The organism is Streptomyces sudanensis (genome assembly GCF_023614315.1).
Taxonomy (GTDB): domain Bacteria; phylum Actinomycetota; class Actinomycetes; order Streptomycetales; family Streptomycetaceae; genus Streptomyces; species Streptomyces sudanensis.
In genome coordinates this window covers 4264215-4284289 of sequence record NZ_CP095474.1, presented here as the reverse complement: position 1 = coordinate 4284289, position 20075 = coordinate 4264215, and the positions used below count along the sequence as shown (strand labels likewise).

General features: G+C 74.8%; 18 protein-coding genes and 2 pseudogenes. 5 read left to right on the top strand and 15 right to left on the bottom strand.

The features are described from left to right. Positions 1-17: 17 nt before the first annotated feature. The 4 genes from MW084_RS19800 to rimP all read right to left on the bottom strand — a co-directional run. Positions 18-250, bottom strand: a 233-nt coding sequence (locus tag MW084_RS19800; RefSeq protein ID WP_275563718.1) for a translation initiation factor IF-2 N-terminal domain-containing protein, incomplete at its 3' end; no start/stop codon positions are given. 147 nt (positions 251-397) lie between these two features. Beyond that, positions 398-682 carry a YlxR family protein gene (locus tag MW084_RS19795; RefSeq protein WP_078572176.1) on the bottom strand — a complete coding sequence of 95 codons (285 nt, stop codon included), beginning with the start codon at positions 680-682 and terminating at the stop codon, positions 398-400. A gap of 105 nt (positions 683-787) precedes the next feature. Then, positions 788-1789, bottom strand: a complete 1002-nt coding sequence (gene nusA, locus MW084_RS19790; RefSeq protein ID WP_010476605.1) for a transcription termination factor NusA — start codon at positions 1787-1789, stop codon at positions 788-790. Positions 1790-1791: 2 nt separating this feature from the next. Continuing rightward, positions 1792-2292 (bottom strand): ribosome maturation factor RimP, encoded by a 501-nt coding sequence (rimP, locus tag MW084_RS19785; RefSeq protein ID WP_010476606.1) that lies wholly within the window; start codon positions 2290-2292, stop codon positions 1792-1794. 155 nt (positions 2293-2447) lie between these two features. Here rimP and MW084_RS19780 point away from each other — a divergent pair, with 155 nt between their 5' ends. The 5 genes and pseudogenes from MW084_RS19780 to MW084_RS19760 all read left to right on the top strand — a co-directional run bounded on the left by MW084_RS19780 (position 2448) and on the right by MW084_RS19760 (position 5565). After that, the gene (locus MW084_RS19780) at positions 2448-3041 is read left to right on the top strand and encodes a hypothetical protein (protein WP_255114282.1); all 594 of its coding nucleotides are present in this window, start codon (positions 2448-2450) and stop codon (positions 3039-3041) included. Between the two features lie 5 nt (positions 3042-3046). Further along, positions 3047-3155 (top strand): annotated as a pseudogene (locus MW084_RS19775) (DUF4439 domain-containing protein); the annotation flags it as partial. Position 3156: 1 nt separating this feature from the next. After that, a partial coding sequence (locus MW084_RS19770; RefSeq protein WP_275563717.1) for a DUF4439 domain-containing protein occupies positions 3157-3454 on the top strand: 298 nt, incomplete at its 5' end. A 54-nt stretch (positions 3455-3508) separates the two neighbouring features. After that, complete coding sequence (locus MW084_RS19765) at positions 3509-4432, top strand: aminoglycoside phosphotransferase family protein (RefSeq protein ID WP_010474288.1); 924 nt, start codon at positions 3509-3511, stop codon at positions 4430-4432. A gap of 152 nt (positions 4433-4584) precedes the next feature. Further along, the gene (locus tag MW084_RS19760) at positions 4585-5565 is read left to right on the top strand and encodes a slipin family protein (protein ID WP_010474287.1); all 981 of its coding nucleotides are present in this window, start codon (positions 4585-4587) and stop codon (positions 5563-5565) included. Positions 5566-5698: 133 nt separating this feature from the next. On the opposite strand, the gene MW084_RS19755 is transcribed toward MW084_RS19760, so the two are convergent. The 11 genes and pseudogenes from MW084_RS19755 to MW084_RS19700 form a co-directional block, all read right to left on the bottom strand. Beyond that, complete coding sequence (locus MW084_RS19755) at positions 5699-7399, bottom strand: proline--tRNA ligase (protein WP_010474285.1); 1701 nt, start codon at positions 7397-7399, stop codon at positions 5699-5701. A gap of 108 nt (positions 7400-7507) precedes the next feature. After that, positions 7508-8047 (bottom strand): GNAT family N-acetyltransferase, encoded by a 540-nt coding sequence (locus MW084_RS19750; RefSeq protein ID WP_010474283.1) that lies wholly within the window; start codon positions 8045-8047, stop codon positions 7508-7510. Between the two features lie 28 nt (positions 8048-8075). Continuing rightward, on the bottom strand, positions 8076-8921 hold the full coding sequence (locus MW084_RS19745) for a GNAT family N-acetyltransferase (protein ID WP_010474281.1): 846 nt from the start codon (positions 8919-8921) through the stop codon (positions 8076-8078). A 225-nt stretch (positions 8922-9146) separates the two neighbouring features. Continuing rightward, positions 9147-10301, bottom strand: coding sequence for a flavodoxin-dependent (E)-4-hydroxy-3-methylbut-2-enyl-diphosphate synthase (gene ispG, locus MW084_RS19740; RefSeq protein WP_010474279.1), 1155 nt, complete (start codon positions 10299-10301; stop codon positions 9147-9149). 169 nt (positions 10302-10470) lie between these two features. Further along, on the bottom strand, positions 10471-11772 hold the full coding sequence (locus MW084_RS19735; protein ID WP_010474277.1) for a M50 family metallopeptidase: 1302 nt from the start codon (positions 11770-11772) through the stop codon (positions 10471-10473). Continuing rightward, on the bottom strand, positions 11769-13028 hold the full coding sequence (gene dxr, locus MW084_RS19730) for a 1-deoxy-D-xylulose-5-phosphate reductoisomerase (protein WP_010474275.1): 1260 nt from the start codon (positions 13026-13028) through the stop codon (positions 11769-11771). Before dxr ends, MW084_RS19735 begins: the two co-directional genes overlap by 4 nt. Positions 13029-13493: 465 nt before the next feature. Then, a complete protein-coding gene (gene cutA, locus MW084_RS19720) occupies positions 13494-13823 on the bottom strand; it encodes a divalent-cation tolerance protein CutA (protein ID WP_010474273.1) in 330 nt (109 codons plus the stop codon). A 423-nt stretch (positions 13824-14246) separates the two neighbouring features. Next, positions 14247-15692, bottom strand: coding sequence for an aldehyde dehydrogenase family protein (locus tag MW084_RS19715; RefSeq protein ID WP_010474271.1), 1446 nt, complete (start codon positions 15690-15692; stop codon positions 14247-14249). A 57-nt stretch (positions 15693-15749) separates the two neighbouring features. Further along, positions 15750-16727, bottom strand: coding sequence for an EamA family transporter (locus tag MW084_RS19710; RefSeq protein WP_010474269.1), 978 nt, complete (start codon positions 16725-16727; stop codon positions 15750-15752). 138 nt (positions 16728-16865) lie between these two features. Continuing rightward, positions 16866-18443, bottom strand: a complete 1578-nt coding sequence (locus tag MW084_RS19705; protein WP_010474268.1) for a PucR family transcriptional regulator — start codon at positions 18441-18443, stop codon at positions 16866-16868. 109 nt (positions 18444-18552) lie between these two features. Continuing rightward, positions 18553-20072 (bottom strand): annotated as a pseudogene (locus MW084_RS19700) (type IV secretory system conjugative DNA transfer family protein); the annotation flags it as partial. Between the last annotated feature and the right edge of the window lie 3 nt (positions 20073-20075).

Below are 20075 nucleotides of genomic sequence, written 5' to 3'. Positions count from 1 at the left end.
GCCTGGGGGTTCNGNCNTCGCGCTTGGCGGGGGCGGGGGGCGCGGCCTTGCGGGGCGCGCCGGGCTTGGCAGCGGACTTGCCGGCGGAGCCGGGTCCCTGCAAAGCGTCGGTCAGCTTACGGACAACCGGCGCCTCGATCGTCGAGGACGCCGAACGCACGAATTCACCGAGTTCCTGGAGCTTGGCCATGACGACCTTGCTCTCCACACCGAACTCCTTGGCGAGTTCGTATACCCGGACCTTAGCCACTTCGCTCCTTCAAGGTCCGGTTACCGCCGGACCGTCGCTACTTCATGGGCGTACTCATCGCGTACTCATCGAGTGCTCATCGCAATCTCGACCTACTTCCAACTCGCGAGGTACCTGACCGCACGGGATCTCCCCGTGCCGTGCTTCTTACGGTGTCGCCTGCTCGAGGTGGCGGCGGACGCGCTCGGTGTCGAGCTGACCCCGGACCCGGAGGGACCGGGGGAACGCCCGACGGCGCACCGCCAGATCGAGACAGGACTGGACGGGATGCACGTAGGCACCCCGACCGGGCATCGTACCGTGCGGATCGGGGACGCACACGCCCTCGACCAGCACGATGCGCAACAGATCGCTCTTGGCCGCCCGCTCCCGGCATCCCACGCAGGTTCGCTCAGGGCATGCGCGGGCATGCGTCCGGCCAGGCGTGCTCAAGTCTACCTCCCCGTGCCGACCCCACCCCTTCGAGGCGAAAATCGAACGGTCATTGTCACAATCCCGCCGTGGTCCCGCTGTGGCGCAACGTGACCGCGGGGGTCCTTATTCCCCGGCGCGCGGCGCGGTCTGCTCGGTGTCCGGGCGGATGTCGATGCGCCAGCCGGTGAGGCGGGCGGCGAGGCGGGCGTTCTGGCCCTCCTTGCCGATCGCCAGGGACAGCTGGTAGTCCGGCACGATGACGCGGGCGGACCGGGCGGCCAGGTCGACGATCTCGACCTTGGAGACGCGCGCCGGGGACAGCGCGTTCGCCACCATGTCGGCCGGGTCGTCCGACCAGTCGACGATGTCGATCTTCTCACCGTGCAGTTCGGCCATGACGTTGCGCACCCGGCCGCCCATCGGGCCGATGCAGGCGCCCTTGGCGTTGAGCCCGGAGCGCGTCGACCGGACGGCGATCTTCGTGCGGTGCCCGGCCTCGCGGGCGATCGCGGCGATCTCGACGGAACCGTCGGCGATCTCCGGCACCTCCAGCGCGAACAGCTTCCTCACGAGGTTGGGGTGGGTGCGCGACAGGGTGACGGACGGGCCGCGCACGCCCTTGGCGACGCGGACGACGTAGGTGCGCAGGCGCAGGCCGTGCGGGTACTCCTCGCCCGGCACCTGCTCCTGGACGGGAAGGATCGCCTCCAGCTTGTCGTCCAGCCTGACCAGGACGTTCCTGGGGTCCTTGCCCTGCTGGACGACCCCGGCCACGATGTCGCCCTCGCGGCGCGCGTACTCGCCGAACGTCATGTCGTTCTCGGCGTCGCGCAGCCGCTGCTGGATGACCTGGCGGGCCGTGGTCGCCGCGATGCGGCCGAAGTCCGACGGGGTGTCGTCGAACTCCTTGGGCTCCTGCCCCTCCTCCAGGTCCGCCGGGTCCTCCTTCGCCCACACCGTCACGTGGCCGGTCTGCCGGTCCAGTACGGCGCGGGCGTGGCGGCGGGCTCCCTCGGTGCGGTGGTAGGCGATGAGGAGGGCCGACTCGATCGCCTCGACCAGCAGCTCGAAGGGGATCTCCTTCTCTTGTGCCAAGCCCTTAAGGAGCTTCACATCGATGTCCACGGCTACGCCTCCTCCTCTTCCTTCTTGTCCTTGCGGTTGAACTCGATCTCCACGCGCGCCTTGGCGATCTCGGGGAACCCCACGCGCCGGGCGGTCGCCTTGCGGCCCTTCACGCCCGGGACCTCCAGGTCGAGCCCCTCGTCGTCCACGCCGATGACGCGGGCGACCAGCTCGCCGCCCTCGTGCAGCCGGAACCTCACGAGGCGGCCGGTGGCGCGCACGAAGTGGCGGTGCTCGGTGAGGGGGCGGTCGGCGCCGGGCGAACTCACCTCGAGGACGTACTCGCCCTCGCCCATCGCGTCCGTCTCGTCGAGCGTCTGGGAGATGGCGCGGCTCAGGTCGGCGACGGCGTCGAGCTCCACACCGTCGTCCGAGTCGACGACGACCCTCAGCACCCCGCGGCGGCCCGCCCGGGACACCTCGATCTCCTCGAGGTCCAGCTGCCTGGCGGTGACGAGCGGTTCCAGCAGCCCGCGCAGCCTCTCGCTCTGGGTGGTGCTCATCCGGGTGACTCCTCGGCCGCGTGTGCTGTTGTGGGTTCGTCGCGTGTCAGACAAAGGGTATCCGGTCCCGGAGGGTGTTGCCGCCCGCCCCGGGCCGGTCCGCGGGTACGCTCGCCTGCGGTGATCTTCGACTGGTGTACCCGAAGGAGTGGCGCGTGGGGCGCACGGAGCTGACGCGGAGGCACCTGCTCACGGCGGCGACGGCGGCCGGGGCGTCCGGGACGCTGGCCGCCTGCTCGGGTCCCGGTCCCGGTGGAGGCGCCCCCGCCGATGCCCCGCACGCCTCCGCCGCCGAGCGGGCACGGCGCGCCGAAACGATCCTGCGCCGCAGGTCGGCGGCGGTGAGCGGAGTGCTCCTGGCCGGTTACGACGAGGTGCTGGGCGCCCATCCGGCCCTCGGCGCCCGGCTGGCCCCGCTCCGGGAGGCGGCGGCCCGCCACCTGGCGGCACTGGAGCCCCGCGGCGGGCGGGCCCCCGGCGCGGCGTCCCCGGCGCCGGCCGGCGCGGTGCCCGGCCCGGCCGGCAGTCCGTCCCCGGCGCCCCGGTCCGGCGCGGGCCCCTTCCCCCGGGGCGTGCCGGCCGAACCGGATGCCGCGCTCGGGGAGCTGGCCGCGCTGGCGACCCGTACCGCGGCGGCGCACACCGCCGCCCTGGCCGACGCGCCCCCGGAACTGGCCCGCCTGCTGGCGTCGGTCGCCGCGGCGGGGGCGGCGCAGGCGTACCTGCTGGGTCCGGGGGGCCGGGGGTGAGCGCCCTGGAGGCCGCGCAGGCGGCGCTGGCGGCGGAGCACGCCGCGGTGTACGGGTACGGCGTCGTCGGCGCCCGGGCGGGCGCGGCCGGGCGGGCGGAGGCGGCGCGGGCCCNCGCGGCGCACCGGGCGCGGCGGGACGCGATGGCCCGGACCGTGCGGGACCTGGGCGGCGCGCCGGTCGCGTCGGCCCCGGCGTACGCGCTGCCGTTCCCGGTGGCGGACGGGGGCGGGGCGGTGCGGCTGGCCGCCGTGCTGGAGGACCGGGTGGCGGGCGCGTACGCCGATCTCGTACGGGCCTCCCGGGGCGCGCTGCGCCGGGAGGCGGCGGCGGCGCTGCGCGAGGCGGCGGTCCGGGCCGCGCGCTGGCGCGGCGGCGGCGTAGCCTTTCCCGGGCTCGCCGAGCGACCGTGAGCCCCGCTCGCCCGCGCGGCTCGCGCCGCAGGACCGGAAGGTGGCCCCGCACGCATGGCCCGCGCCGCTGATGCCCCCGTGCCCGAACCGCCGCGCCGCCTGGTGCGGGCCCTCGGCGAGACGTACGGCGAGGACGCCGCGGGCGCGTGGCTCGGCGTGCTGCCGGACACCGCGCGCCGGGCGCTGTCCGGGCGCGGCATGACCGCGCAGCGGGTGGTGGAGCCGGGCGGCCGCAGCAGCGTGGTGGTGCTGGTGCGGCGGGCCGGAGGGGAGCCGGCCGCGGTGAAGCTGGCGCCGCCGTTCGCCGCGCCCGACCGGGAGCGGGAGGCGCTCGCCCACTGGGCCGGCCGGGGCGCGGTGCGGCTGCTGGAGGACGCGGGCGAGGGGCCCGGGCTGCCGCTGGAGCGGTTGCGGCCGGACGTGTCGCTGCGGTCCCTGCCGGACGCGAAGGCGCTGCTGGAGGCGGCCGGAACGGTGCGGCGGCTGTGGGTGGAGCCCCCGGAGGGGCACCGTTTCGAGTCGGTGGCGGACCGGACGGCGCGCACGGCCGGGGCGATGGCCGCGTACCGGGCGGACGGGGCGGTGGACGCGCTGGTGGCGGCCGCGCTGGAGGCCCGCGGCGGGCTGCTGGCGGACCCGCCCGAGGCACTGCTGCTGCACGGCTGCTTCCGGCAGGGCAAGGTGCTGTCCGGGGACCGGGCCCCGTGGCTGGCGGTGGGGCCGGAGCCGGTGGTGGGCGAGCGGGCGTACGACCTGGCGCTGCTGGCGCGCGACCGGGTGGAGGACCTGGTGGCGGAGGCGTCCGGTGCGGCGGCGGCGCGGCGGCGCGTGACCAGGCTGGCGGACCTCCTGGAGGTGGACCGGGACCGGCTGCGCGGCTGGGCGCTGTTCCGGGCGGTCGGGGCGGCGCCCCGCGCCCTGGCGGCCGGGCGGGGCCGCGAGGCGGAGCTGCTGCTGGAGTTCGCGGGCTGGCTGTGACCGGGCGGGCCCCGGGTGACCGGGCGGGCCCCGGGTGGCCGGGGCTTCCTGGGACGGGGCCGCCGGGCGCTGTCCGATTCGCCGGTATGGGTGCACCATGGGGCATATCCCATCCACCGCTCCTCGGTTCGGCTCGACGGCAGGGGGTCGTCATGGGCGAGGAACTGCTCACCGCGGTCGTGCTGGCGGGCTCGGCCGCCGTCGCGTACGCCGGAGCCGCCCTCCGGGTCGTCAAGCAGTACGAGCAGGGCGTCGTCCTGCGGTTCGGGCGGCTGCGCAGCCGGGTGCGGGGGCCGGGGCTCACCCTGATCGTCCCGCTGGCCGACCGCATGCGGAAGGTGAGCATGCAGATCGTGACGATGCCCGTGCCCGCCCAGGACGGCATCACCCGGGACAACGTCACCGTCCGGGTCGACGCGGTGATCTACTTCAGGGTCGTCGATCCCGTCGAGGCTGTGATCCGCGTCGAGGACTACCGGTTCGCCGTCTCGCAGATCGCGCAGACGTCGCTGCGCTCGATCATCGGCAAGAGCGATCTGGACGACCTGCTCTCCAACCGGGAGAAGCTCAACGAGGGTCTGGAGCTGATGATCGACAACCCGGCCGTCGAGTGGGGCGTCACCATCGACCGCGTGGAGATCAAGGACGTGTCGCTGCCCGAGACCATGAAGCGCTCCATGGCCCGGCAGGCCGAGGCGGACCGGGAGCGCAGGGCGCGGCTGATCAACGCGGACGCGGAGCTGCAGGCGTCCAAGAAGCTGTCGGAGGCGGCGCGGGAGATGTCGGACACGCCCTCGGCGCTCCAGTTGCGGCTGCTCCAGACGGTGATGGCGGTCGCCGCCGAGAAGAACTCGACGCTGGTGCTGCCGATCCCGGTGGAGCTGCTGCGGTTCCTGGAGCGGTCCGCCGAGGCCGCCGAGCGCGGGACGGCCGCGCGCCGGCCTCCCGAGCGGTCCGGGGGGCCCGAATGGTCCGAGCGGCCCTCCGGGCACCCGGCCGGGCGGCCCGAGCTCGCCGCCGCCCCGGAGGGTGTGGGGCCGGGTCCCTTCCCCGACCTGTCGCGCCCGGCGGGCGCGCCGGCGCCGGCCGCCGTCCCGCGGGACGACGACGCCGGCACGGCGGGGTGCCTCTGAGGCCCGCCCGGAACCCGGGTCGCGCGGCGGCGCGGAGCGTCCGCCGCGCGGCGCCCGGTACGCGAACCCGCCCGGCGGCGCGCCCCCCGGCGCCGCGGCTCGCGCGCCGCCGAAGGTCACGCGCCGCCGAAGGTCACCCGGCGGCGAGGCGGGCCACCGCCTCCTCGACGGCCAGCTCCTCGCGCTCGCCGGTGCGGCGGTCCTTCAGCTCCACGACGCCCTCGCCCGCGCGGCGCCCGGCGACGAGGATCCGCGGCACGCCGATCAGTTCGGCGTCGGTGAACTTCACCCCCGGCGACACGCCCGCCCGGTCGTCCACCAGGACGCGCAGGCCGGCCTCGCGCAGCTTCTCGGAGACGTCGAGGGCCAGCTCCGTCTGGAGCGCCTTGCCCGCCGCGACGACGTGGACGTCCGCCGGGGCGATCTCGCGCGGCCAGCACAGGCCCTTGTCGTCGGCGGTCTGCTCGGCGAGGGCCGCGACCGCGCGGGAGACGCCGATGCCGTACGAGCCCATGGTGACGCGGACCGGCTTGCCGTTCTGGCCGAGCACGTCCAGCTGGAAGGCGTCGGCGTACTTGCGGCCGAGCTGGAAGATGTGGCCGATCTCGATGGCGCGGTCCAGCTTCAGGCCGGCGCCGCACTTCGGGCAGGGGTCGCCCTCCTCGACCACGACGACGTCGAGGTAGTCGTCGACCTGGAAGTCGCGGCCGCACACGACGTTCTTCGCGTGCTTGTCCTGCTTGTTGGCGCCGGTGATCCAGGCGGTGCCGGGGGCGACGCGCGGGTCGGCGACGTACCGGACCCCCTCCAGGCCCTGCGGGCCGACGTAGCCGCGCACCAGGTCGGGGCGGCCGGTGAAGTCCTCGGCGGTGACCATCTCGACGACGGCCGGCGCGAGGTGGTCCTCCAGCTTGCCCAGGTCCACCTCCCGGTCGCCGGGGACGCCCACGGCGACGATCTCGCCGTCGACCTTGACCAGGAGGTTCTTCAGCGTGGCGGAGGCCGGGACGCCCAGGTGCTCGGCGAGCGTCTCGATGGTCGGCGTGTCGGGGGTGTCCAGCTCCTCGACGGGGCCGTGCGCGGAGGCGTCGGCGGGCTCCCCGCCCGCGAAGGTGACGGCCTCGGTGTTGGCCGCGTAGTCGCAGGACGGGCAGTACACGAAGGTGTCCTCGCCGGCCGCGGCGGGCGCCAGGAACTCCTCGGACGCCGAGCCGCCCATGGCGCCGGAGACCGCGGAGACGATCTTGTGGCGCAGGCCGAGGCGCTCGAAGATCCGTACGTACGCCTCGCGGTGCAGGCGGTACGACTCGGCGAGCCCCTCGTCGGTGGTGTCGAACGAGTACGAGTCCTTCATCTGGAACTCGCGGCCGCGCAGGATGCCCGAGCGGGGGCGGGCCTCGTCGCGGTACTTGGTCTGGATCTGGTAGAGGATCACCGGCAGGTCCTTGTAGGACGCGCACTGGTCCTTGACGAGCTGGGTGAAGATCTCCTCGTGGGTGGGGCCGAGCAGGTAGTCGGCGCCCTTGCGGTCCTGGAGGCGGAACAGCTCGGCGCCGTACTCGTCCCAGCGGCCGGTCGCCTCGTACGGCTCCTTCGGCAGCAGGGCGGGCAGGAGGACCTCCTGGGCGCCGATGGCGTCCATCTCCTCGCGCACGACGCGGGAGACGTTCTCCAGGACCTTCTTGCCGAGCGGCAGCCAGGACCAGATCCCGGCGGCATTGCGGCGGACGTAGCCGGCGCGGACGAGCAGCTTGTGGCTGAGCGTCTCGGCGTCCGCCGGGTCGTCGCGCAGTGTCTTGACCATCAACCGGGACATGCGCTGGACCTGGGCCATGGGGATCTCTCCTGCGGTGGAATGTGTGGTGGGCAGGAGGTTAACCGGGCGCCCCCGGCCTGCGGAAATCAGTTGCCGCCCGGGACGGCGCCGCCCGGGACGCCCGGCCTACCGGCGGCGCAGCGGCAGGGGGGCGCCCATCACCGCGTACGGGCGGTCGGCGCTCGGGAAGTGCACCCGGCGGGCGAGGTCCACGTAGCCGAGGGACCGGTAGAGCCCGCGGGCGGGGCTCTCGGTGTCGATCGCCGAGAGGATCGAGCGGGGCTCGCGCGCCGTGCCGGTGAGGGTGGTGATCAGCTCCGTGCCGATGCCGCGGGCCTGGTGCGCGGGGTGGACGTGCAGTTCGGTGACGACGAAGGAGTCGTCCAGCCAGTCCTCGTTGCCCTCGCGGACCAGGTACGGCTGGACGACCGTCGACCACCAGTGGGCGCGGTCGTTGGGCATGCCGTACGCGAAGCCGACGAGGCGCCCGTCCGGGGTGGTCGCGCCGTACGCGCGGGCGCCCCGGCAGGCCATGTGGCGGACCACGATGTGGCGGCGCACCGCGACCTCGCTCCCGCTCAGCCCGAAGGCGAGGGCCTGCACGGCCAGCGCGTCGTCCACCCGCGCGGTCAGGTCGAGCGGTCCGACCACCACGACGTCATCCATGGCCGAACCCTACGTCCCGCCCGCACCCTCAGAACAGCACGCTCATGAACGCGCCCACCTCGCGGAAGCCGACCCTGCGGTACGCGGCCCGGGCGGGCTTGTTGTAGTCGTTGACGTACAGGCTGACCACCGGCGCCACGTCCGCGAGGGCGTACCGCAGGACGGCGGCCATGCCGGTCTCCGACAGGCCCCGGCCGCGGTGCTCGGGGGCGACCCAGACGCCCTGGATCTGGCACGCCCTGGACGTGGCCGCGCCGATCTCCGCCTTGAAGACGACTCTGCCGTCCTCCACCCGCGCGAAGGACCGGCCGGAGGAGACCAGTTCGGCGACGCGCGCCTGGTACAGCAGCCCGCCGTCGCCCGCCGTCGGGGAGACGCCGACCTCCTCGGTGAACATCGCCACGCACGCCGGCATGATCACGTCCATCTCGTCCCTGCGGACGCGGCGGACCAGCGGGTCGGGCTCCACGTCCGCCGCCGGCCGCTCGGTGACCATCAGCGGCTGGTGGGGCCGTACGTCGCGGGCGGGGCCCCAGCTCGGTTCGAGGAGGCGCCACAGCTCGGCGGTGGGCTCGGCGGGGCCGACGATGGAGGAGCAGCGGCGGCCGGCGCGGCGGGCGCGGTCGGCGAAGGCGCGGACCGCCTCGGGGGTGGCGCAGACGGGGACGAGGTTGGCGCCCGCGTAGCACAGGGAGCGCAGCCGCCCCCCGGAGTACCAGCCCCACATCTCGCCGCCGAGGCGCCACGGGTCGAGGCCGGCGGCCTGCACGCGGGCGGCGACGAACGCGTTGGCGACGGGGTCGCTGTCGAGGACCGCGAGCGCGTCGTCGAGGTCCCCGGGTTCGAGGACCCGGGTGGTGGTGTGGGTCAACACGGGGGCCTCACCAAGGGGTCTGTCGGTCTCCGCACTGTACCCGGCGCCGCCGCGCCCATGCGGGGTGCCGCCGGAGGCGTCCCGCCCCGGGCTGCCTGCGCGGGGCTCCGGGCGGCCGGCGGGAGTACCGGGCGTGCGGCGGGGGCGCCGGGCGTGCGGTCCCTCCGCGGGGCCCGCACGCCGTACGCCACGAGCGGCGCGCGGGGACCGGCGCGGGGCGGGAGGTCAGCCGACGGAGACCTCGGGGTCGCCGGACGGCACGCCGTCCCTCTCCATCTGCTCGGCGATCTTCATCGCCTCCTCGATCAGCGTCTCGACGATCTTCGACTCGGGCACCGTCTTGATGACCTCGCCCTTCACGAAGATCTGGCCCTTGCCGTTGCCGGAGGCGACGCCGAGGTCCGCCTCCCGGGCCTCGCCGGGGCCGTTGACCACGCAGCCCATGACCGCCACGCGCAGCGGGACCTCCATGCCCTCCAGGCCCGCCGTCACCTCGTCGGCGAGCTTGTACACGTCGACCTGGGCGCGGCCGCACGAGGGGCACGAGACGATCTCCAGCCGGCGCTGGCGCAGGTTCAGCGCCTCCAGGATCTGGATGCCGACCTTCACCTCCTCCGCCGGCGGGGCGGACAGCGAGACGCGGATCGTGTCGCCGATGCCCTCGGCCAGCAGCGCGCCGAAGGCCACCGCCGACTTGATGGTGCCCTGGAAGGCCGGTCCCGCCTCGGTGACCCCCAGGTGGAGGGGGTAGTCGCACTGCTCGGCCAGCTGCCGGTAGGCGTTGACCATCACGACCGGGTCGTTGTGCTTGACCGAGATCTTGATGTCGTGGAAGCCGTGCTCCTCGAACAGGGACGCCTCCCACAGGGCGGACTCGACCAGCGCCTCCGGGGTGGCCTTGCCGTACTTCTGCAGCAGCCGCCGGTCCAGCGAACCGGCGTTCACCCCGATGCGGATCGGGGTGCCGTGGTCCTTCGCCGCCTTGGCGATCTCCTTGACCTTGTCGTCGAACTGCTTGATGTTGCCCGGGTTCACCCGGACCGCCGCGCAGCCGGCCTCGATGGCGGCGAACACGTACTTCGGCTGGAAGTGGATGTCGGCGATGACCGGGATCTGCGACTTCCTCGCGATCACGGCGAGCGCGTCGGCGTCGTCCTGCGTGGGGCAGGCCACGCGGACGATCTGGCAGCCGGACGCGGTCAGTTCGGCGATCTGCTGGAGCGTCGCGCCGATGTCGGACGTGCGGGTCGTGGTCATCGACTGCACCGACACGGGCGCGTCACCGCCCACGGCGACGGAGCCCACCTGGATCTGCCGACTCTTCCGGCGCTCGGCCAGCTTGGTCGGAACGGACGGCATGCCGAGAGAAATCGCGGTCATCTGCTGTGCAACCCCAAGGTGTGGATCGAGGTCCCGATATCGGCGGGCTCCGGGCTCCGAGATTACAGGGGGCCCGTTGCCCCCGGCACATCGCGCCGCCCCGGGCGGCGGCCGGCCGGGCCCGGAGGTCCGGCCGCCGCCCGGGGTTCACTCCCCGGCGGGGCGCCGTCTACGAGATCCTCACCGGGTTGACGATGTCGGCGAGCAGCACGAGCACCGTGAAGCAGACGAAGACGCCCGCGACGACGTACGCGACCGGCATCAGCTTCGCGACGTCGAAGGGGCCGGGGTCGGGGCGGCGGAGCAGCCGCGCCAGGTTCCGCCGCGCCGACTCCCACAGGGCGCCCGCGATGTGGCCGCCGTCGAGGGGCAGCAGGGGCAGCATGTTGAAGAGGAACAGCGACAGGTTGAACGTCGCGAGGACCAGCAGGAACGACGCGACGATGTTCTGCGTCGGCACGTCGAGGTTCATCACCTCGCCGCTGATGCGGGCCGCGCCGACGATGCCGACCGGGGAGTCGGCCTTGCGCTCGCCGTCGCCGAAGGTGGCGTCCCACAGGTCGGGGACCTTGCCGGGAAGCGCGACGACCGCGCGGGCGCTGTCCTCGACCATGGCGCCCATGCGGTCCACGGACTGCCCGAAGGTGAGCGGGACGATCTCGGTCCTGGCGGCGAAGCCGAGGTAGCCGGCGGGGACGTACTCGCCGGGGACCGCCTCGCCGTCGGCGTCCTTCTTCACCACCATGTTCTTCTCGAGCACGGGGTGGAGGTCGAGCCGCCTGCCGTCGCGCTCGACGGTGATCGTGGCGGGGCCGATCGTGTCGCGGATGCGGCCGGACAGCGTGGCCCAGTCGGCGACGGGCTCGCCGTCGAAGGCGACGATGCGGTCGCCCGCCTTCAGGCCGGCGGCGTGGGCCGGGGAGACCCGGTCGCCCCTGGCGCACGTGTCGCGCTCCTCGCTCTGCGCGATGACGCACTTCTGGACGCCGGCGACCTCGGTGGTCTGCGTGGCGAAGCCGAACGACATGGCGACGCCGAGGAAGATCGCGACGGCGAGGACCAGGTTCATGAACGGCCCGGCGAACATGACGACGACGCGCTTCCACGGCTTGCGCGTGTAGAACAGCCGGTCCTCGTCGCCGGGCTGCAGCTCCTCGTACGCCGCCGAGCGCGCGTCCTCGATCATGCCGCGCCAGGGGGAGGTGGAGCGGGCCTCGACGCGGCCGTCCTCACCGGGCGGGAACATGCCGATCATGCGGATGTAGCCGCCCATGGGGATGGCCTTGATGCCGTACTCCGTCTCCCCCTTCCTGCGGGACCAGAGGGTCGGGCCGAAGCCGACCATGTACTGGGGCACGCGGATGCCGAACAGCTTGGCCGTGGAGAGGTGGCCCAGCTCGTGCCAGGCGATGGAGATCAGCAGCCCCACGGCGAACAGCGCGATGCCGAGGATCGTCAGCAGTGCGGTCATGCGCGGACCTCCACGGTCTTCCCTGCGGCCTCGGCGGCCAGCTCGCGGGCCCGGTGGCGGGCCCAGGTCTCCGCCTCCAGGACGTCCTCGACCGTCAGCGGGGTTCCCGGGGCCGGTGCGCCGTGCTCGGCGACGACCTCGGTGACCGTGTCCATGATGCCGGTGAAGGGCAGCCGGCCGGCGAGGAAGGCCTCGACGCACTCCTCGTTGGCGGCGTTGAACACGGCCGGGGCGGTGCCTCCCAGCGCGCCCACGTGCCGGGCGAGGCCGACGGAGGGGAACGCCTCCGTGTCGAGCGGGAGGAACTCCCAGGTGGACGCCTTGGACCAGTCGAAGGCGGGGGCGGCGTCCGGGACGCGCCCGGGCCAGCCCAGGCCGACGGCGATGGGGCCGCGCATGTCGGGCGGGGTGGCCTGGGCGAGGGTGGAGCCGTCGGTGAACTCCACCATCGAGTGCACGTAGGACTGCGGGTGCACGACGACCTCGATGCGCTCGAAGGGGATGTCGTACAGCAGGTGCGCCTCGATGACCTCCAGGCCCTTGTTGACGAGCGTGGCGCTGTTGACGGTGATGACCGGGCCCATCGCCCAGGTGGGGTGCGCCAGGGCGTCCTCGCGGGTGACCCCGGCCAGCTCGGCGCGGGTGCGGCCGCGGAAGGGGCCGCCGGACGCGGTGACGACCAGCTTGCGGACGTCGGCGCGGGTGCCGGCGGCGAGGGCCTGGAACAGCGCGGCGTGCTCCGAGTCGACCGGAATGATCTGGCCGGGCTTGGCGACGGCCTTGACCAGGGGGCCGCCGACGATGAGCGACTCCTTGTTGGCGAGGGCGAGGGTGCGGCCTGCTTCGAGGGCGGCGAGCGTCGGCGCCAGGCCGATGGAGCCGGTGATGCCGTTGAGGACCGTGTGGCAGTCGGACTCCGCGAGCCGGGTCGCGGCGTCCGGCCCGGCGAGGATCTCGGGGAGCGGCTCGGCCCCGTACCGCTCCGCCAGCGCCTCCCGCAGGGCCGGTACCGCGTCCTCGCGGGCCACGGCGACCGTGCGGACGCGCAGCCGGTGCGCCTGCTCGGCGAGGAGCCCGGGCCGGCCGCCCGCGGCGGAGAGCGCGGTGACGCGGAACCGGTCGGGGTTGCGCAGCACCAGGTCGATGGCCTGGGTGCCGATGGACCCGGTGGAGCCGAGGACGACGACGTCCCGGCGGCCTTCGGCCGGGTCGAAGACGATGTGCGGGTCGGCGAGGGGTGCTGGGCTGTCGCTCATGCCCCCCATTCTCACCGCATCCGGCCCCGGCGTTGACCGGTTCCCCCGGGGTTGCCGCCGGGGNNCGGGGTGGGGGCCTCCACGTTCTTCGTCAAGCGGGTGGAGGGCTCCGTGACTCGCGGAAGGTTCCGTCGCGGAGCACGGCGGACAGGACGCCGGTGCGGAGGCGGGCAAGACGGAGGAGGGCTGGGGCGTCACGGCGCCGGCACTCGCCGGCCGCCCGATTCCGCTCGTGGCCCGTACACGGAACGCCTCTCTCGGTGGGACGGGTCCCGGCCGGCACGGTCCGGCCGGGCCCGTCCCGCCCCGCGCGGGGCCACGCGCCACGACGGCCGGTCGCGCGCTGGACCTCGCCACGGGCGTGGCGTCCGTCCGCCCCGTGCAGCGCATCACGCCCGTCCTGGAGAGCCTGCGTCCCCACGGGCGACTCCCCGCGGTACGGACGGTCCTCGAGCGCGTGGCGTCCTAGTCCTCCTGCGGGGTCACGGAGTTCCGGATCCACTTCAGGGCCCGCGGGGCACCGGCCGTGATCGGCACGGCGACCACTTCCGGGTTGTCCCACGGGTGCTCCGCCAGGAGATGAGCCTCCAGCGCCGGGTACCGCTCCCGCGTCGTGGTGAGGAGGACCTTGTACTCCTGACCGGTGCCGTACTCCCCGAGGTGCCAGAACACGGACGTGACGGGACCGATGACCTGGGCACCGGCAGTGAGCCGGGCCCTGACCGCCGAACCGGCCAGGGCCACGGCGTCCTCCTGGGTGGGCGTGGCGGTCGACACCTGCACGTGATCGGTCATGGGCGGGAGCGTAACCAGCGGACCGTGCGCTTACCAGGCCGCGTGGAGACCGCGGCGGGCTGTCGGTGGGAGGCCGTACGTTCTGCTCATGCCCACCTCTTCCGCGCCTTCCGGTCGGCCGCGTTCCGCCGCGGCCCGGGCCAACGCCCGGATTCGCCGTCTCATGGACGAGCCCGACACCCCCCGGCGGGCGGAGGAATACCGCCGGCTCCTGCTCCAGTGGGCCGAGGCCACGCGGGCCGACCTGGTCGAGGCGGCGTGACGCACGGGCGCTTCGCGGGGTACGGGGCGGGCGGCCCGTCCCGTCCTCCATGCCGAGAGCACCGGCATGGACGCACCGGCCGCCCCGGCGGAACGCGAAGGCGGCCGCAGCCCCCGCACAGTTGGGCTGCGGCCGCCGGCTCGGCGGTGCGGGCGAGGGGGCTACAGGGCCAGGCCGGTGAGGACCAGGACCCGCTCGTAGGTGTAGTCCTCCATGGCGTACGCGACGCCCTCGCGGCCGACGCCGGACTGCTTGACGCCGCCGTACGGCATCTGGTCGGCGCGGTACGAGGGGACGTCGCCGACGACCACGCCGCCGACCTCCAGGGCGCGGTGGGCGCGGAAGGCGGTCCGCAGGTCGTGGGTGAACACACCCGCCTGGAGGCCGAACTTGGAGTCGTTGACCTGCGCGAAGGCGGCGGCCTCGCCGTCCACCCGGTGCAGCGTCAGGACCGGGCCGAAGACCTCCTCGCAGGCGAGGGTGGTGTCGGCCGGCAGGTCGGCGAGCACGGTCGGGGCGTAGGACGCGCCCTCGCGCTTGCCGCCGGTGAGGAGGGCGGCGCCGGCCTGGACGGCCTCGTCCACCCACGTCTCGACGCGCCTGGCGGCGTCCTCGCTGACGAGCGGGCCCACGTCGGTGGACTCGTCGGTCGGGTCGCCGGTGCCCTGCGCCTCCACGGCGGCGACGATCTTCGGGACGAGCCGGTCGTAGACCGAGGCGTCCACGACGACCCGCTGGACGGAGATGCAGGACTGGCCGGCCTGGTAGTTGGAGAAGGTGGCGATGCGGGTCGCCGCCCAGTCCAGGTCCTCCTCGGAGGACCAGTCGGCCAGGACGACGGCCGCGGCGTTGCCGCCGAGCTCCAGCGTGCAGTGCTTGTGGGGCACGGACTGCTGGATGGCGTAGCCGACCTTGTCGGAGCCGGTGAAGGAGATGACCGGCAGGCGCTCGTCCTGGACGAGGGCGGGCATGCGGTCGTTGGCCACCGGCAGGACGGACCAGGAGCCGGCGGGCAGGTCGGTCTCGGCGAGCAGTTCACCCAGGAGCAGGGCGGAGAGCGGGGTCGCCGGGGCCGGCTTGAGGATGATCGGGGCGCCGACGGCGATGGCCGGGGCGACCTTGTGGGCGCACAGGTTCAGCGGGAAGTTGAACGGCGCGATGCCGAGGACGGCGCCCTTGGGGAAGCGGCGCGTCAGGGCGAGGCGGCCGGTGCCGCCGGCGTCGGTGTCGAGGCGCTGGGCCTCGCCGCCGTTGAAGCGGCGGGCCTCCTCGGCGGCGAAGCGGAAGACCGAGACGGCGCGGCCGACCTCGCCGCGAGCCCACTTGAGGGGCTTGCCGTTCTCGGCGGTGATGAGCCGCGCGATCTCCTCGGTGCGCTCGGCGAGCCGCTTCGACACGTGGTCGAGGGCGGCGGCGCGGACGTGCGCCGGGGTGGCGGCGAACTCGTCGACGGCGGCGTGGGCGGCGGCCACGGCCTCTTCGACCTGGGCCTCGGTGGGCACGCTCACCCGGCCGACGAGGCGGCCGTCCCAGGGGGAGGTGACGTCGAAGGTGGTCTCGCCGGTGGCCTGGCGGCCGGCGAGCCAGAAGGCGTGGGTGGCAGTCATCGCGGTCCCGGCCCTTCCGAGTAGTGGGGTGTCTGGCGCACGCGCTTGGCGCTCATCTCACACGGTAGGCCCGGAGGAGCGGCTGGGGGTTTGTCCGCTGTGGAGTGGTAGCGGTTCGGGCTCCGCCGGTTCGGCAGGGGCGGGGCGGCGTTCGGTGCGGACGATCAGCCAGACGCCGGCGACGACGATGGCGCCGCCGAGGGCGATGGACCAGGTCAGGGCCTCGTCGAGGATCAGCCAGCCGAGGAGGACGGCGACGACGGGGTTGACGTAGGCGTAGGTGGCGACCAGGGAGATCGGGGCGGTGTGGAGCAGCCAGGCGTACGCGGTGAAGGCGATCAGCGAGCCGAAGACGATCAGGTAGGCGAGGGCGGCCCAGGAGCGGGCGGAGACCTCGGCCGGGTCCAGGCCGTGCTGCTCGCCGCGGACCAGGCCGACCAGGGCGCAGCCGAGGCCGCCGGCCAGCATCTCGTAGGCGCTGGTGGTGAAGGGGTTGCGGGGCATCGGGATGCGGGAGGAGGAGAAGGAGCCGACGGACCACATGAAGGTGGCGACGACGATGATGAGGACTCCCCCGGTGTGGACGTCGCCGCTCAGACCGGGGAGGCAGAGGACGGCGAGCCCGGCGAGGCCGAGCACGACGCCGGCGTACGCCGAGGGGCCGGGCCGCTCGCCGGACGCGGCGCGCAGGACGACCACCCAGGCCGGCATCACGGCGACGAGGAGGGCGGCGAGGCCGGAGGGGACGGAGGTCTCGGCGAGGACCAGGAGCCCGTTGCCGGCGAGGAGCAGCAGCAGGCCGACGGCGGCGGCGGAGGCGAGCTGGGCCCGGGTGACCTTCAGGACGCCGGGGCCGTGGCGCCAGGCGAGCAGCGCGGCGAGGAGGAGGCCGGCGGCGAGGAAGCGGGCGGCGGCGGAGAGGAAGGGGGGAAGGGTCTCGACGGCGATGCGTATGCCGAGGTACGTGGAGCCCCACACGAGGTACACGATCGCCAGCGCGGCCCATACGGCGCCGCTGATGCGCGCGGTTGTCATGGCCAGGAGAGTATGGACCCGGCAGCCCGGTGGCAAAGAATCTGCCCGTTCTCGGGCAGGAAACCGTGTTTTCCGGTACGACTGGGCTGGTTTTCTCTCTACTTGGGAACCCGGTCGTGCTTCACGGGGTGGTTTTCCCTACTTGGGAACCCGGTCGTGCTTCACCGGCCGGTCGCCCGTCGCCTTGAGGGCGAGCCACAGCTCCATGCGCACGTCCGGGTCGTCCAGGGAGCGGCCCAGGATCTCCTCGACCCGCCGCATCCGGTACCGCAGCGTGTGGCGGTGCACGCCCAGGTCCGCCGCGGCGGCGTCCCACTGCCCGTGCCGGGAGAGCCAGGCGCGCACGGAGGCGACGAGGTCGCCCCGGCCGGTCGCGTCGTGCTCGTACAGCGCCCGCAGCAGGCCGTCGGCGAAGGCCCGCACGGCGTCGTCGGCGAGGAGCGGCAGCAGGGAGCCCGTCGCCAGCTCCTCCTGCTCGACCAGGGCGCGGCCGCGCCGGCGGGCCACCGACAAGGCCTGCTCGGCCTGCTTGTAGGCGGCGGTCGCCGCTATCGGGCCGGCCGGGGCGGACAGGCCGATGACGACGCCGGCGTCCCCCGCCTCCCGGGCGGCGTACGCGTCGCGGGCGGTGACCGCCGCTCCCCCGTCCCCGATCAGGGCGACCAGCCGGTCCTCGCCCTCCGGGACGGTCAGCACGGCCTCCCCCGCGTGGGCGGCGGCCGCCTCCAGCGCGTCGGCGAGCACGGCGAGCGGGGGCTCGGCGCCCGCCTCCGCCTCGCCCGCGGTCTCCGCGATCAGCAGCCGGAACGGGGCGTCGAGCAGGCTCCCGTACAGGTCCCCGGCGACCGTGCGGGCGTGGTCGGGCTGCCCGGCGAGCATCATCCGCAGCACCGCCGCGCCCAGGCGCTGCTCGGCGGCCTGGAGGGACCGGGAACGCTCCGTGGTGAGGGTGAGCAGCGCGATCGCCGAGTGGACGGCGTACCGCTCCGCCGTGCCGAGGGGCGCCCCCGTGCCGACCGCCAGCGCGCCGCGCACCCGCCGCCCGGTGCCCAGCGACTGGAGCTCGACCCGGTCGTCGGTGCCCCCCACGACGGTGCTGGCCGGGGCGGGGCGGTCGCGCAGCCGCTCCACGTCCGGGGTGAGCCGGGCGGCCCGCCGCGCCGCCCAGTCGGGCGCGGCGGCCAGGACGGCGCCGGACGCGTCGTACAGTGCCGCCCAGCCGTCGACGTGCGCGGCGAGCCGGGCCACCACGGCGTCGGGGCCCTCGGCGAGCGCCGCCCGGGTCAGCTCCCGCTGCGCCTCGAAGCCGGCGGTCACGGCCCGGTACTGGTCGGCGGCGAGGGCGGCGGAGACCGCCTTGGAGATGGCGAGGAAGGGGGTGCGGCGCGGCACCTCCAGCAGCGGCAGCCCCTCCTCGCGGGCGGCGTCCAGCAGGGCCGCCGGGATCTCGTCGTGGTTGACGCCGACCGCGAAGCCGACCCCCACCACCCCGGCCCGGGCCAGCCTGCGGACGTACCGGCGCATCGCCCCGGCGTCCCCGGCGTCGAGCGTCATGGCGGTGGTGAGCAGCAGCTCGCCGCCCTCCATGTACGGGACGGGATCGGCGAGTTCGCTCACGTGGGCCCAGCGGACGGGCGTGTCGAGGCGGTCCGCGCCGGCGCGCACGACGAGCTTGAGCGCGGAGTGCTGGACGAGCGAGGCGAGGGTGAGCGGCATGGACCGGCAGGCCTTCGAAAGGGGACGCGGGAACGGTTTTTCGCCGCCCCGTATGAACGGCTCCCTTCGATTCTGCCAGGACGTACGACTACGGCCCACGACGCGCGGCTCATCCCCGCAGATCGACCAGGAGCGGCGGCGCGTGCTCCCCGTGCACGCCGGTGACCGACAGCACCGCGTGCCCGGCGGGCACCCCGTGCGCCAGCTCCGACGCCGACCAGCGCTGCCGCTCGACCTCCCGGACCGTGACGGCCTCGGCGGTGGCGGCGCGGCCGGTGACCAGGCGCCGCACCACGTGCACGGCCTTGGTGAGCGGCTCGTCGGAGACGATCTGCCGGTTGGTGACGTCCCGCGTCTGCACCCACTCGGTGCCCCACACCTCCGCGAACCTGCCGCCGTCCCACGGCCCGAGCCCCGCGAACGCCATCCGGCAGCCGACCGCGCCCAGCAGCGGCCCGCGCAGCGCCTCCGGCACGTCCTCCAGGGTCCGCAGCGACAGCACGACCCCCGCGTTCGCGGAGCGCAGCCGCTGGACGGCGCGCACGGAGTCGGCGGTGATCGTGTCGGTCGCGTCGTCCAGTACGAGGCAGGCGAACAGCGACCGGTCGGCGCGGGCCAGCGCGGCCTCCGCGAACTGGGCGAGCAGCAGCCGGGCGATGATCCGGGACGCCTCCGCGTGGCCGCGCTCCGGCAGGTCCACGCGGACGCGCAGCGGGTGCTCGACGGCGCGCAGCGAGAAGCGGCGGCCCTCCCCGCCGGTGCGGAGGAGGCCCGCGAAGGCGGGGCGGTCGAGGAAGGCGACGCGCTCGGCGAGGAGGACCGCGACGTCGTCGCCGCGCTCGGCCTGGCGGGCCCGCGCGTCCAGCTCGCGCAGTTGCGCGGGGTCGTCGGCGACGGCGGCCCGCAGCCGGGCGAGGGCCTGCGGGGCGCCGCCGAGGAGTTCGCGCAGCTCCGGCACGGCGGGGAAGCGGCCGTGGGCGGCCCGGTACGGCCCGATGAGCTGGGCCAGGGCGGTCGCGGCGCGGCGGCTGTCCGGGAGGAGGTCGCCCACCAGGGCCTCGGCGAGGGTGCGGGCCGCCTCGTCGGGGTCGTCGGCCCCGCCGTACAGGTCGAGGTCGTACCGCGCGTCGGGGCGGCCGACCGCGATGACGACGTCGAACGCCGCGTCCGGGGCGAGCGGCGTGCCCTGGGCGGTGACGGCGATCACGGCGGCGCGGTTGGCGAGCGCCTGGAGGCACAGCGACTCGGTGACGGGCCGGACGAGCCGGGCGGTCTTGCCGGAGGCGGCCGGGCCGACCGCGAGGAGGGAGGTGCCGAGCAGCGCCGGTTCGAGGGCGACGCCGGTGGTGCGGCGGGCGTACGGGTTGCGGGGGTGGTCGGCGGCGGTGCCGATGCGGACCTGGCCGGTGGCGAGGTCGTGCACGGCGGTGCGGGCCGGCAGGTCCCGCGCCCCGGAGGGGTGGGCGCAGGCGGCGGGGCCCTGGGCGCGCACCGCGTCGGTGAACGCGGCGAGCCGGTCGGGGTGGGTGCGCACGCCCTGCCAGGCGCGCCGGATGCGGGCGTAGTCCACGTCGCCGAGCGTGCCCGCGCGGACCGCCCCGGCGAGCCGGTCGGCGGCCTCCGCCAGGCNNG

Excerpts from the sequence above, each read along its gene's own strand:
- rimP (WP_010476606.1), bottom strand. The coding sequence starts at position 2,292 with ATGAGCACCACCCAGAGCGAGAGGCTGCGCGGGCTGCTGGAACCGCTC.
- MW084_RS19705 (WP_010474268.1), bottom strand. The coding sequence starts at position 18,443 with ATGCCGCTCACCCTCGCCTCGCTCGTCCAGCACTCCGCGCTCAAGCTC.
- ispG (WP_010474279.1), bottom strand. The coding sequence starts at position 10,301 with ATGACCGCGATTTCTCTCGGCATGCCGTCCGTTCCGACCAAGCTGGCC.
- MW084_RS19750 (WP_010474283.1), bottom strand. The coding sequence starts at position 8,047 with ATGGATGACGTCGTGGTGGTCGGACCGCTCGACCTGACCGCGCGGGTG.
- MW084_RS19765 (WP_010474288.1), top strand. The coding sequence starts at position 3,509 with ATGGCCCGCGCCGCTGATGCCCCCGTGCCCGAACCGCCGCGCCGCCTG.
- MW084_RS19760 (WP_010474287.1), top strand. The coding sequence starts at position 4,585 with ATGGGCGAGGAACTGCTCACCGCGGTCGTGCTGGCGGGCTCGGCCGCC.
- MW084_RS19735 (WP_010474277.1), bottom strand. The coding sequence starts at position 11,772 with ATGACCGCACTGCTGACGATCCTCGGCATCGCGCTGTTCGCCGTGGGG.
- MW084_RS19715 (WP_010474271.1), bottom strand. The coding sequence starts at position 15,692 with ATGACTGCCACCCACGCCTTCTGGCTCGCCGGCCGCCAGGCCACCGGC.
- MW084_RS19710 (WP_010474269.1), bottom strand. The coding sequence starts at position 16,727 with ATGACAACCGCGCGCATCAGCGGCGCCGTATGGGCCGCGCTGGCGATC.
- MW084_RS19755 (WP_010474285.1), bottom strand. The coding sequence starts at position 7,399 with ATGGCCCAGGTCCAGCGCATGTCCCGGTTGATGGTCAAGACACTGCGC.
- dxr (WP_010474275.1), bottom strand. The coding sequence starts at position 13,028 with ATGAGCGACAGCCCAGCACCCCTCGCCGACCCGCACATCGTCTTCGAC.
- cutA (WP_010474273.1), bottom strand. The coding sequence starts at position 13,823 with ATGACCGATCACGTGCAGGTGTCGACCGCCACGCCCACCCAGGAGGAC.